Below are 12,928 nucleotides of genomic sequence, written 5' to 3' on the forward strand. Positions count from 1 at the left end.
AGAACCTTTTATCTAGGGACTAAATACTTTTTTCTACCCCTAACAGCTCCAAATTTGCGGCTATATCTTCTGCTGCCGTTGCTGCATTAATATCTTCATCTATCTTAATGATCTTGCCATCTTTGCCTACATAGAAGGTGACGCGACTGGCGACACGAACGAAATTTAGCACATCGTAGGCCTTTGCCGTTTCCTTGGTAGGATCGCTCAACATGGGGAAATCGGCTTTCTGTTTCTTGGCGAAATCTTGATTGTCTTCTAAGTCATCGACACTAGCCATCATATAGACCGCGTTATATTCCCTGATTAAGTGCCCCTTCTGAACCAGGGAGCGACACTCCAGTGTACAGCCATGAGTGTTCGCCATGGGGTACCAGGCGAGGACCAGAGTCTGCTTACCTAAGTAATCACTTAGCTGATAGAAATTGCCATCTGTAGATTGTAGTCTGAAATTTGGTGCAGTATCTCCAACCTTGAGGTCGGTCGCCATGGCGGAGAAGCTGAGTATGGATAATAGGATAAGCTTGAACGACATTTTAAACATCTTTAGTACCTAGTCTGTATATTGCTTGTTATATCAATCGGTATTACCGATATAGGGTCCTTTCAAATTAACACATTAGCAGATGCGTGTAAGCTTATAGAGATGAAGCTAAATCATCGAACAGGATTCTTTATGGGGTGATTGAGCATGATGTGGTTATTTTTAACCTCTCATCTCCCTCGACTAATACGCAAAGGCTTTCGCCCAGTTCTAGGTTTAACACCTGCTGTTTAGGTGTGGCGATATCTGAGTCCAGATGCTTGATCAATATATGAAATTCTAAGCGTATCATCTCATCGGAAATCAGTGTTGGCAATGCAGTGACAGAGATATGGTCGTTGTCTAAATGACATCTAGTTTCAGCAATACCCGTTTGCGTTTCATCGATAAGGGGAATTCCATCGAGTGTTATACGGAGTTTGAGCGTGATCCTAGGTTTGCTCGTTAGCTCTGATTTGGCAGCCTTGTTCCTATACTGTGCATTTAAGTAAAATCCGCCAATAGGGCTACTCATCACTAAATACCTCCTTTATTGCTGTGCATTCTTGCTGTTTTCTAGACCTATGAGTAAGTTTGCATAATTTATCCAGTCAATGATGAGTGCCTTCACCATCATTTGAGTACCTGGGTCTACCTGAGGGTGTTGTCCTTTTTTTTGCAGGGATTCAACTACCCCTCTAACGTCCAATGGGACCAGCCCTATCTTGAAGTTGTCTTTGGGACTAGGGTTATTGTCAGGTTGAGGATTGATGGGACTGCACATTTGATTTTGTACTGTGAGTGCCAGTTTCGGATTTATGCTACGCAATAGGGTGACAGTCATACGCAAAGCACCGCGGCTAAACGTATCGGCGGTTAACACTAACTCTTCCTGACTCGGCATAACCCTCTCCTTTTGGCTCTTCACTTCCTGTAGTTCTTTGACTTTATTGTTGTAACGCCACTCGGGACTCTACAGTGGTCGTCCCATCCGAGCTATGCTCGACACTTAATACCCGCTTAGCTTCAATATTGGGACTCTTGAGAGTGTAGACGGTATCTCGATCTTGCTGTTCACTTTCTATCAGTGATAACAGCCCTTGCCAGTTTATAACCTCAGTGATGGGTAGCGGAATATCGGGTTGAGTTCCTACGCTAGACAGCAATTTCCCTTGCATGTTGTAGGTGAGGCTCGCCGTAAACTCAATCTTTATGCCACTGTTGGGTAAGGTGAACCCATACCGTCGACCTAAGTCCCCAGAAGTCTTTTCGCCGATAAGTGTCACTCGTGACAATGACTTTGCAAAGTAGGCTATCCACTCACATTCCCGTCGACATTCAGGGCCTATGATTAAGCCGAGGCGATTAGATATTGGCGTGCCTGACTCATCTCTATTTAAATTTTTAGCCAGTGGCGATCTTCTTCCGTACCAGAGACCGAACTTGTCAGCTTTATTCAAATCAATCGTTTGGCTTGTCTGACTGAACTCTAGTTGTTCGAAGAAATTAAACTCATCAAAAGGAATAAAGCCCAGAGGCCTGAGAAAGTCGGATTTGAACTCGAGGGAGCGGCGATATTGCCCTAGGGCAATAAGATGCTGTGGTACCTGTGTCTGATTATAGACAGATTTGGGGTTAGGATAATGACGGGCGATGAAATGTAACAGTTTATCACTGTCTCCTACGGCACTCCTCAGATCTATGATAGTTAGCGCTTGCTGTGAACCTTTCTCCAGGCTTGTCACTAGGTCTGAGTCGCTACCATAGCTAGATAATAAATCGATTGAGACATACAAGGGCTGATTCTTCATGCCGTCATCGTTCAAGCTGTTCACCATGCCGGCGATGAGCTCTCTGGGAGGATGGAGCTGATGCTTGGCAACTGGCAAGATTAACTGAATGTTGGAATCCTGATTATTGCTGAGGGACAGGGTTACCTGAGCTTTGAGGGGCAACCCCATGTCGTGCCTCAGAATATCCAGCTGTGAAAGCCAGTGCACACGCTCACTGATGCTCTCATTCAGAGGGTTTGAGATAAACTTTTGACTGACTTGTTCCCAGCGAGATAGAGGAAGGCCGTCGATATGAGTAATGAAAGGATGATCGGGATCTATCGGGGTGGCGTTTTCATCCAGTGCAAGCCAGGAGTCTGCAAGTGGCTTGAGGATCACAGGTAAAATAGACAGAGGCTCACTGGGAGATGTGACTATCACTCCCGGATCTTCGAGAGTGGCGAGTAGTTTTACGATTTCAGCATAAAAATATTGGGTTTCGAGCGAGTTGGTGACTCGGTAAATAAGAGGCTCGATATCGGCTTCTATCTTAGTGAATCTCTGCTCATCTAATGCTGCAAATGCTGAATGTAACTTAACTTCGTTTATCAATACATCGAGATCTTGATGCATTTCACTCTGAGTTAGGCGGGTTTTATAGTCGACAGAATCTAGGGTTAAGCGTGCTAGCTGTAGGGTGCTGATCAGCAGGCAGAGTCCAAATACATTGACTATCTGTGGAAATCCGAATCTCAATATCTCTCCTTGATACACGTCTGTTCACTACCCGGAGGCAAGATCCATTGGCTTGGTTTGTTAGCCGCCCGAACTTCAGCGATTAAAAATGGTTTGAGTACAGTTATAGTTTACCCATAAAAGATCGTTAAGGGATACGCAGATCCCTCTGCTTTGAGTATGAGCATTATAGTCGATAAGGCTCTCTCCGTAACCGTTAAAATTATTGAGTGTAAATTATAAGCTCCTGCACTTAATAACTAAAACGTATAACAGTAAAGAAATAACTATTTATTAAGTTATAAGTAGACGGTTATATTTACACTATTAAAATCGAGTGTGGGGCATAGAGATGGAAATAGTCGCTTTACCTGGCCAGAGAGCTGGTGGCAAAGTTTGGTTGGTGGGTGCGGGTCCGGGAGATGTTGAGCTGTTAACGCTCAAGGCATACCGAATCCTCCAGAGCGCCGATGTTGTCCTCTATGATGCCCTGGTCAGTGAAGACATCATGGCTCTGGTTCCCAAGGATGCCGAGAAAATTGCAGTCGGTAAACGTGCGGGTAAGCACAGCGCCGCTCAAGATGAGATCAATCAACTCTTAGTCACCAAAGCCTTTACTAAGCAGAGTGTTGTGCGACTTAAAGGGGGCGACCCGTTTATTTTTGGCCGCGGAGGCGAAGAACTGCAGAGCTTAGTCGAATCGGGTTTAGAGTTTGAAGTCGTTCCGGGTATCACGGCTGCCAGTGGCACATCGGCCTATGCGGGCATTCCACTGACCCATAGAGATTATGCCCAAGGGGTAACCTTTATCACAGGTCATTGCCAGCTAGAGAGCCGCCCAATGGATTGGAATAGCTATGCAAATCCCAATAACACCTTAGTTATCTATATGGGAATATTGAATGCTGGCTTGATAAAGTCTGGGTTGTTAGGGGCTGGACGCAATATCGATACCCCAGTGGCAATTGTTTCCAAGGCCACTACACAAGATCAACGGTGCTTCATAGGTACATTGGGAGAGTTAGAACGATTAGCATCAAATCCTGCGCTTAAAATGCCAGCCTTGATGATCATCGGTGAGGTGGTCGAACTCGCCGACACCTTGAACTGGTTTAAACCTGACTCTAATCAAAAAGACAGGGTTCGAAACGACGGGGCTCAAAATAAATTGCTGCACGGTGAATTGACTCAAAAATTAAAGGTCGATCTAGCACAATAAACCTTATTTCAAGGCTATTCGATCTTGAAGTCTTTGGCGAACAGAGTCCTCATGGCCTTGGTATATTCACTGTCAGGTTTAGGGTGAATAAGCTGGGTGAGTTCATCACCAATCGGCGTTAAACGATAATAGTTAAATAATAGATGGCCGCTTTTTGGGGTCAGTTTCATCTTAGTATCGAACAAGGTGAAATGGATAGGTGTCTTACTGTTTAATAAACCTGTTTCGAATTCACTTCGGTGGAGTATACCTGCATCGATTAAGGTGAGAATATTGGAATAAGGCAGGCCAAAATTTGATAAGCCGATATTAATGGGTGATGACTTTCTGAATATCTGGCCAATTCCGCCAGTATATCGATATCCAATGATGAGCTTTAAACGAGTCTCGTTATTGACCTTCACTGCCATGCCTAAGGCTTTCTCTAATATTTGTGCTTCTTTGTGAGTTAACTGTTTCAGTGTTGTCAGGGTCCTTAGGCTAAAGTTACCTGGATTGGTGATTTCATTGGCGAGAATTCTGCCCCATAACTCCTGCATTTTTCGGTTATGTATCTGCTCTGCGATTTGAAAAAACTGATGTGACCAATCGGGATCGAGATCGGCCCCTGTTACGTCTGATGGCGTGATGCTCAAGGCTATCTTATAGATGGTTTCCAGATTGATTTGATACTGGCTCATCAACTTTCGCTGCCGGTGTTCGGCGCGCTCTGCGACCGAGGCTGTGGTTGCCCGATAGCCCTCTTCACTACTCAACCCAAGCTGAAGGCCTAATAGGAGCGCCTTCTTGCGCGCAGAGACATCAGATTGTGTTGACTTTACTTCGCTGATTTTCGCTATTTCGGCCATATCACTCTCAGTTTAATATAATACGTCTTGCACTTATTTACTCGAATCTAGCGTCATTGACCTCATTGTCTTGGGTCGGTGAGCTGAACATTTTTTCTGGACCAGCTCCAATTGACTTCGTTGCCTTGGGACGGAGCGCTCGGAATATTTCGGGCCAGTACTAGGGAGCATACCGCGAAGCCTGCCCCTATATAAAATACAGCTTGTGGTGAATATAGCCAGAGTAGACCCAGTAAAACCGGGATCACTACGGCGGCAATATGATTAATAGTGAAGCTTACCGACATGGTGGCAGCAATATCTTTACCGTCGGCAATCTTCTGAAAATAGGTCTTGATGGCAATCGCCATGGCAAATAACAAATGATCGATAACATAGAGAGCCGCAGCTATTTCGGGTTGCTGCACCCAAGCATAGCTGATAAAGATGATGATCAGGCCTAGGTATTCGATGGTGAGCGCTCGGCGTTCGCCTATTCGGCCGATGAAACGACCTATTGCTGGAGCAAACAGTAGATTAACGACGTAATTAATTAGGAACAGACTGGTAATTTCACTGACGCTATAACCGAATTTCTCTACCATCATAAAGCCAGCGAAAACCATGAAAATCTGCCGCCGGGCTCCGGAGAAAAAGGTGAGCAGGTAGTAGAGCCAGTATCTCTTCCTGAGAATGATCTTCTTATGTTGCACTTCACCTACTTCAAATTTAGGAAAGTATAAGGTGACGATCAGCACCATCAATAAGCCTAAGCAACCTATGAGAGCATACATATACACATAATCGAGTTTTAGCCAGCTCATCACTAACCAGATGCTGGCATAACCTGAGAGTGCGGCGGCAGAGCGCCAGGCTAGCGCTTTTCCGAGAAATCCAGCAGTCTCCTTTTTGTCTACCCACTGTAGGGTCAACGATTGATTTATGGTTTCGAAGTAATGGAAGCCCACAGACATGAGTACTGTGGTGATATAGAGGCCGAGTACCTGAGGGAAAAAACCGGTAACCGCGACGCCTATGGATAAAACTGCCAGCGAGACTAAGGCGAAGGTTTGTTCACGGATGAGTAGTAGCACGAATATGGCCGTGAAGGCTAAGAAGCCAGGAACCTCACGCAGGCTCTGAAGTATGCCGATCTCTACGCCAGTAAATTGCGCCCTCTCTATGACAAAGTTATTGAGCAGTACCTGCCAAACGGCGAATACTAGCGACATGATGAAGGTCATCCAAAGCAGGAGACTCTGCGGGTTTTTCTGCTTCATTAGATCTTCCATATGGCAATTAATGCAGGTATAGGGCGTCAGTTTCAGCTCGTATCAAGTAGCTAGTTATAGACAAAACGATATCAGCAGCGAGGAAAGTTCGGCTGATTGACCAGATTTACTATTCGGGGGCTAGCAATTTAACAAGGAGTCTACATGAGTTTTTTCTCAATTGGTTAACGATTATTGCCTCATTTCCTATCTAGTCTTCCTAAAAACTCGCTGCGACTAGGCCCTCTATCTAGTAGGAACTCCTTAAATTCTTATTTGTACTAGTACAAACTACATATATTAGCTATTGCAAATGTAAGTTTTTTGTAAATGCTGTTACAAAGGTAAGTGTAAATTATAATGCAAACGATTTTCATTTGTAGTATTTTGTTCGCGAATTTAAGTGATGCTGTTAATTTGTGCGGAGAGATAAATGAAAACCAAGTTAAGTTTGTTGGCTTTATGTATAGCTGGCTTTAGTTGTACTAGTGCCATGGCGGCAACAGATCCGGCTCAATTAGAGCAGGCGATTGCTAAACAGGAAGCGGAACTCAATAAGCTTAAACACGATCTCGCCGAGTTAGCAGCCCAACAAAAAATGCAACTAAAGCAGCAAGAAGAGCAGGCTGAAGTAGTTGCAACTGCAAGAAAAGAGCTAACTGAAAGTAAATGGAACAAGTTTTCTTTCAAGTCATACGGCAGCATGACTTACACCAGCGATGAGTATTACCAGAACGTACAGGATACCAGTCCAGAACGTCGTGGCCGTTTCGACCTCGAACGCATAGTCACCGAGTTCGGTTACCAGTTCAACGATGAATGGGATATGGAAGTCGAGATCGAGTACGAACATGGTGGTACAGGCACGGCCCTTGAATATGATGGTTTCGATGAGTTCGGTGAGTTTGAAACTGAAGTCGAAGCCGGTGGTGAGGTCATGATCGAGAAGGCTGAGTTGAGATACCGTCCCAGTGATGAATTTGGTGTCAAGTTCGGTAATATTCATCTGCCAATTGGACTTTCAAGTATCTTACATAAGCCAGATCAATACCTGACTGTATTGCGTCACCGTAGTGAGGCGGCCATGTTACCCGCTGTTTGGAATGAGATGGGTGTCGGCATATTTGGTGAGATGGCTAATTTCCACTATCAAGCTCAGGTTGTCAGTGGTCTAAACTCCGAATATTTCCGTACCTATGACTGGATAGCATCCGGCCACCAGAAGCGCTTCGAGAGTGTTAATGCAGACGACCTTGCCTATGCATTGCGTCTTGATTACGGCAATTTTAAAAAGGGCAGCGCCGTTGGCGTCGCTTATTACTATGGCAATACCACAGGTAACCGTCATAAAAGCAACAAGGTGAGTGGTGATGGTACGGTTAGTATCTTGGCCATATCTGGCGCCTTCGTACAAGGACCTTGGATCTTACGCGGTCAGTACCTGAACGGTACTTTGAGTGACGCAGATGGTATCACTCAAGCTAACAAGACCACACCAGGTCTAAAGCCTGGCAACTTTGCCCAAGTCGGATCCGAGTCTGAAGCCTTCTTCGTCGAGGCAGGGGTAGATCTGAGCCATTTCACTTCGATCCCAGTTACCGTTTTTGCCAATATCGATTACTCGAACCCGCTAGCCGATGTCGATACCGGCACTGCGTCTAAGCGCTATGAGAATACCTGGACCAGTATCGGAATTAACTATTTCCCAATTGCTGAGATTGTTATCAAAGCGGAAGCCGGACGTCAGCAAGTTGCCGTGTCTTCAATTCCGGACACAAACTTTTTCGCCCTGGGCGTGGGTTACCAGTTCTCACTATAACACCTGATTTTTTGTCATTTTACTCGGCGTCACGTGTGTTCATGCATAAGCAATGAGCACACATCTAGGACTCGGGGAGGCCCTTGCACACTATGCAGGGGTAGGCGCACCTAATTATAAAGTAAAAATGGAGATTTACATGAAACAACTTAAGTACTCAGCAGTCGCAATTGCACTCATCTCTACACTCGCCGCATGTGGCGGTTCAGGTAGCGATGACACAACACCACCGCCTACTGATGACAAGTTTGAATTTGCCGCGACTGAGATGATCACTAACTTGACCGACGATGTGATTATCAGTGGCTACTCGACGCTGGCGATAAAAGGCGAGGAGATGTTTCTTGCGTCTCAAACTCTAGTGGCTAACAAGACTCAGGCTAACCTGCTTGCAGCACAAGAAGCCTGGAAGGCGGCTCGTCAGCCTTGGGAACAAGGTGAGTCACATATCTTTGGCCCAGTAGATTCATTAGGTATCGATCCACACTTAGATAGCTGGCCATTAAACACTACAGACCTTAAAACTGTGTTAACTAATAACTCAGGTTTCTCTGCCGATACCATCAAGGGTTGGAACGATGATGTTCAGGGCTTCCACACCATGGAATATCTATTATTTGGTGACGGTGTTGCCGATAACCAGAAAGATGTTGCCGACTTAAGCATGTCAGAAGCCGAATACTTGATGGGTCTATCGGAAGTGTTCCGTGACTACACCAAGACTCTTGATGATTCATGGCTGATAAGTCATGACGGTCAAACAGGTAAAGCCTATGGTGAATTGGTTAAGAATCCGGGAACAGCGGATAACACCTTTTACGCTTCTCAGGTCGGTGTGATTCAGGAGCTGGTAAACGGCATGATTGGCATTGTCGATGAAGTGGGTAACGGTAAGATTGCCGATCCATTTGGCACTTCGGCAGCAACTGCTGATACCTCTAAAGTTGAGTCGCAGTACTCATGGAACTCACTGACAGATTTCAGCGATAACATCATAGGTGTGCGTAATGTCTACCAAGGTGAGCTAACCGGTGCCAGTGACAAGCAAGGCATTATCGATTTCGTTAAGGCCGGCGATGAGGCGCTTGCACTGCGTGTAAGCAGTGAAATTGATGATGCCATCATTAAGATCCAGGCTATCAAGGGCTCTAACAATATGCCATTCCGCCAGGCAATTGCCGATGCTGAAGGTCGCGGAAGAATCCAAACTGCTGTGGATGCGCTTTCTAAGCTACAAGCCAGTCTGGAGTCAGATGTTGTTCCTCTACTTAATAAGTGGAAAGTATAACTCCCTATCTAATACAGATGTGATTGGATAGAAAAGGAGGCACAGGAATGGCCTCCTTTTTTAATATAAAGAGACCTATTTTAAGCAGTATTCAGCTCAGGATAGAGAAATACTCGCTTAAGTAAAAATGTGTGTGGGATGAAAATGATGAATTTTAATCGTTATAAATATGCCAGTTTAGCTCTCGCTATCTGCTTTGGCTTAACTGCCTGTGGGGGCTCTGGTGACGATGCCCCTGAACCTAAACCCGAAGAAAAAATATACCCAAGTTTTACCGATATGAAGGCCAGCGGCGGAGAGACTACCACCTTCGATGCTTCCGAGTCAGGTCATGGTTTCTCGACTCCTGCACCTAATTTATCCGATGTGAGCTTAGAGCATCACCTAGAAGGTGATCTTAGTTTTGAGACCGCCTTCACTACGGCGCCAAACGTCGAACATCCTGATCTCGATGGTTTGGGCCCGGTATTTAACAATACTGACTGTAACTCATGTCACCAGCGAGATGGGCGTAATTCGACTCCCATAGTGCCAGCCGGAGAATCCCGGATAAAACTAAGTTCCGAAGCCGGGCTATTTTTGCGTATCAGCAAGGCTGCTGCGGAGCCATGTACTCTAGGAACTGCGGCAAATGATTATTGTGCTCCTATCCCAGTGCCTAATTTTGGCGGTCAACTGTTTCACCGCGGGGTGTTAAAAGCGCGTCCGGATTGGCAAGATAATTTGTTTGGTGGACAGGCGGATGTGTATCTCTCCTATGAAACCAAGGTCGTGACATATTCGGATGGCACAAGCATCACATTGAAGAAACCATTATTCGCGGTAGAAAACCCTTATGATGCACCCAGTGAGACCTTATCTAGTGCTAACGTGACTTCGGACCTACTCCAAGATGATGTCTTGATGGGCTGGCGTAACGGCATGCCTGTTTTCGGTTTAGGCCTGCTTGAAGCGATTCCAGAGACTGATATTTTGGCCCTGGTCGATGAGAACGATGCAGATGGCGACAAGATCTCTGGCCGGGCTAACCTGGTCTTCGACGCCGTTAAGGCGCAAGCTGGGGACACTAATCCAGTTTCTTTGGGACGTTTCGGTTGGAAGGCCAATACTCCGAGTGTACGAGTGCAATCTCTGGGTGCATTGCGTGGTGATATCGGTATTACTAATCCACTGTTTCCCGATGAGAGCGTATTTGGCACCGCCTTGCATGATAGCTATCTAACCAGAACCGGCTTCGTTGACACGGGAGAAGATGTCAATGGAGAGCCTGAGGCGAGCGTCGAGTTCAGTGATTCTGTGGTCTTCTACGCCGAGACTTTAGCGGTACCGGCCAGACGTAATGTCGATGATGCTAATGTTCGTGAAGGTGCGCGCCTGTTTGAGCAAGTTAACTGCACGGGCTGTCATAAGGCCAGCTTCGTGACTAAGTCGACTGGTGATATTGGCGGCACACCTATGATAGATGCGCTCAAGGGACAGACTATCTATCCTTTCACTGATATGTTGCTACATGACATGGGTGAAGAGCTCGCCGATGGCCGTCCTGATTTTCTAGCCGACGGCAATGAGTGGCGTACCCGTTCATTGTGGGGTATTGGCTTGACTCAGACCGTGAACCCACTGGCCGGCTTCTTACATGATGGTCGCGCTGCAACTCTGGAAGAGGCGATATTGTGGCATGGTGGCGAAAGTGAGCAGAGTCGTAATGACTTTATGGCATTGAGCAAGGCTGAGCGAGATCAAGTTGTTGCTTTCTTGATGTCACTGTAACGTTTATCCTGCTAGCTTTTAAATTTTGCTTAAAACCTATAGCGGAGCAAGTTATTGCTCTGCTTTTTTTATATCTATAGGTTTACTCACTATCATGCTTTCTGTTTTTCTCTGTATGACAATGGGAATTAGGATTTTTCTTTAGGGGCCACGATATACTCAATTTTGAGCTTTTTTAGATTAGTTAATTGGTAACTGGCTTTGGAAAAGGAATACTGAGTCCAGTGTTGTTATGTGTAATAAGTCCTTAATCTGCAGCGAGAGCATACGTGGCAATAAAAGTGTTTCCAGGTTCGTTTATGCATTTCTTGATGACTAAACCCATTCGTTCATCAGCCTGATACTTACTCATGGCTGCCGCACTGCCATATTCAGTGCTCTTCTGTATCATCCATAATGTCCTGGCTAGTCGCACATAAGGTTCAATATCCTGTCCCTTTTTGTAGGCATCGAGTACCTGCTGACAGGTAGTGAGTTCAATAGGCTGTGTGTCTTTTTTTAGATCCGCTAAGAGTTGGTTTTCATTTGCACATCCAGATATTGCCCAAGCCAGCACGATGGCTATTCGTTTTTTCATTTCGATTCTCTAAGTGTGATTGGAGCTCAGCTACTAGCATCTGAGAGTTTCCAACTTTGTTTATTTAGCTTGGCCCAATGAGGTTTGTATAGCCGTTAATCTATCATGATGGCAAGGTACTTTTGAGGCGTTAAGCCTGCACAACTCTGTAGGTACCTAGGTGATAACCAATGTTATATAACTTTATCCGCAAATGGTTTTGGATAAAGATAAATAAATAAAAATGTTAAGGTTGTGATGTGAAGCGGAGCATACCAAGAAGAGACTAGTGAGTGAAAGTATTACCTTTTAAGGACATTGATTCCATATTAAACAGCCTCCAGATTGAAACTTAACGATCACGTGTTGATATCATTTGTAACTAAAAGGTATCAGTTGGTTTAATTGTGTTCTTTGCCAGATAAGCTTTAATGTTTTCACTTCTGGTTGATGGTTGATGGTTGATGGTTGATGGTTGAGTTTGTGAGCTGGGTAGGAGTATTCCAGATTTGACCTCGGAGTCTCGTGATCTGTTTCAAGTAAATATTTTGCCTTATACATTAGTATGCCTCTATCCATAATGAGTTCATTAGTCAGGGGGCCCGGTGAGTAAAATATTGATAATCTACTCCAGTGTTCATGGCCAGACACGCAAAATTTCTGAGCATATCGGCAAACGTTTGATTGAAAATGGCAACCAAGTGGTGACTTGCTGCATAGAGCAAGTTCCGCTCCTCGGTGAGTTCGATAAAATTATTATTGGAGCCAGTATCCGCCACGGAAAGCATAATGCAGAGGTGTATAACTTTATTGCGACCCATCTTGTGGCGTTAGAAGCTAAATCTAGCTGCTTCTTTTCTGTGAGCTTAGTGGCGCGTAAAGCTGGCAGAAATACCCCGAGACGAATCCTTATATGCAGGCTTTCTTGAGTAAGACCCAATGGCGGCCTAACTTGCTTAAGGTATTTGCAGGTAACCTGGATTATCAGGGCTATAACTGGTTAGACAGGAGCATAATTCGCTTCATTATGTGGATAACCAAAGGGCCAACGGCTGTGGGCACTAAGATTGAGTATACGGATTGGCAGCGAGTCGATGTTTTCGTCAAGGAAATCGAGCTGTTGTAGTGTTTGCTTGGGAAAATTCAAG

Annotated in this window: 11 protein-coding genes and 2 pseudogenes; 5 read left to right on the plus strand and 8 right to left on the minus strand. The window is 45.2% G+C overall.

What is annotated here, in order from left to right; genetic code table 11:
• Positions 1-19: 19 nt before the first annotated feature.
• The 5 genes and pseudogenes from FM037_RS04340 to FM037_RS04360 all read right to left on the minus strand — a co-directional run.
• Positions 20-544: a peroxiredoxin family protein gene (locus FM037_RS04340; protein WP_144044993.1), complete on the minus strand. Its 525-nt coding sequence runs from the start codon at positions 542-544 to the stop codon at positions 20-22.
• Between the two features lie 130 nt (positions 545-674).
• Positions 675-1,058, minus strand: a complete 384-nt coding sequence (locus FM037_RS04345; protein WP_144044994.1) for a hypothetical protein — start codon at positions 1,056-1,058, stop codon at positions 675-677.
• A 15-nt stretch (positions 1,059-1,073) separates the two neighbouring features.
• Complete coding sequence (locus tag FM037_RS04350; protein ID WP_144044995.1) at positions 1,074-1,427, minus strand: hypothetical protein; 354 nt, start codon at positions 1,425-1,427, stop codon at positions 1,074-1,076.
• A 43-nt stretch (positions 1,428-1,470) separates the two neighbouring features.
• Positions 1,471-3,051, minus strand: a complete 1,581-nt coding sequence (locus FM037_RS04355; RefSeq protein WP_229381082.1) for a S41 family peptidase — start codon at positions 3,049-3,051, stop codon at positions 1,471-1,473.
• A gap of 75 nt (positions 3,052-3,126) precedes the next feature.
• Positions 3,127-3,252 (minus strand): annotated as a pseudogene (locus FM037_RS04360) (phospholipase A); the annotation flags it as partial.
• A gap of 130 nt (positions 3,253-3,382) precedes the next feature.
• Here FM037_RS04360 and cobA point away from each other — a divergent pair.
• On the plus strand, positions 3,383-4,249 hold the full coding sequence (gene cobA, locus FM037_RS04365) for a uroporphyrinogen-III C-methyltransferase (RefSeq protein WP_144044996.1): 867 nt from the start codon (positions 3,383-3,385) through the stop codon (positions 4,247-4,249).
• A gap of 14 nt (positions 4,250-4,263) precedes the next feature.
• Here cobA and FM037_RS04370 read toward each other — a convergent pair whose 3' ends face one another.
• Both FM037_RS04370 and FM037_RS04375 read right to left on the minus strand, forming a co-directional pair.
• Positions 4,264-5,097: a TIGR03899 family protein gene (locus FM037_RS04370; RefSeq protein ID WP_144044997.1), complete on the minus strand. Its 834-nt coding sequence runs from the start codon at positions 5,095-5,097 to the stop codon at positions 4,264-4,266.
• Positions 5,098-5,159: 62 nt separating this feature from the next.
• Positions 5,160-6,356, minus strand: a complete 1,197-nt coding sequence (locus FM037_RS04375) for an MFS transporter (protein WP_407695628.1) — start codon at positions 6,354-6,356, stop codon at positions 5,160-5,162.
• Positions 6,357-6,780: 424 nt separating this feature from the next.
• On the opposite strand from FM037_RS04375, the gene FM037_RS04380 reads away from it, so the two are divergent.
• The 3 genes from FM037_RS04380 (at position 6,781) to FM037_RS04390 (ending at position 11,224) form a co-directional block, all read left to right on the plus strand.
• On the plus strand, positions 6,781-8,166 hold the full coding sequence (locus FM037_RS04380; RefSeq protein ID WP_144044999.1) for a DUF2968 domain-containing protein: 1,386 nt from the start codon (positions 6,781-6,783) through the stop codon (positions 8,164-8,166).
• Positions 8,167-8,305: 139 nt separating this feature from the next.
• Positions 8,306-9,454, plus strand: a complete 1,149-nt coding sequence (locus FM037_RS04385; protein WP_144045000.1) for an imelysin family protein — start codon at positions 8,306-8,308, stop codon at positions 9,452-9,454.
• A gap of 147 nt (positions 9,455-9,601) precedes the next feature.
• On the plus strand, positions 9,602-11,224 hold the full coding sequence (locus FM037_RS04390; protein WP_144048817.1) for a di-heme oxidoredictase family protein: 1,623 nt from the start codon (positions 9,602-9,604) through the stop codon (positions 11,222-11,224).
• Between the two features lie 247 nt (positions 11,225-11,471).
• Here the strand turns inward: FM037_RS04390 and FM037_RS04395 are convergent, their stop codons facing one another.
• Positions 11,472-11,801 carry a hypothetical protein gene (locus FM037_RS04395; protein ID WP_144045001.1) on the minus strand — a complete coding sequence of 110 codons (330 nt, stop codon included), beginning with the start codon at positions 11,799-11,801 and terminating at the stop codon, positions 11,472-11,474.
• 584 nt (positions 11,802-12,385) lie between these two features.
• Here FM037_RS04395 and hemG point away from each other — a divergent pair.
• Positions 12,386-12,906 (plus strand): annotated as a pseudogene (gene hemG / locus FM037_RS04400) (menaquinone-dependent protoporphyrinogen IX dehydrogenase).
• Positions 12,907-12,928 lie beyond the last annotated feature (22 nt).

It is taken from the genome of Shewanella psychropiezotolerans (assembly GCF_007197555.1).
GTDB lineage: Bacteria > Pseudomonadota > Gammaproteobacteria > Enterobacterales > Shewanellaceae > Shewanella > Shewanella psychropiezotolerans.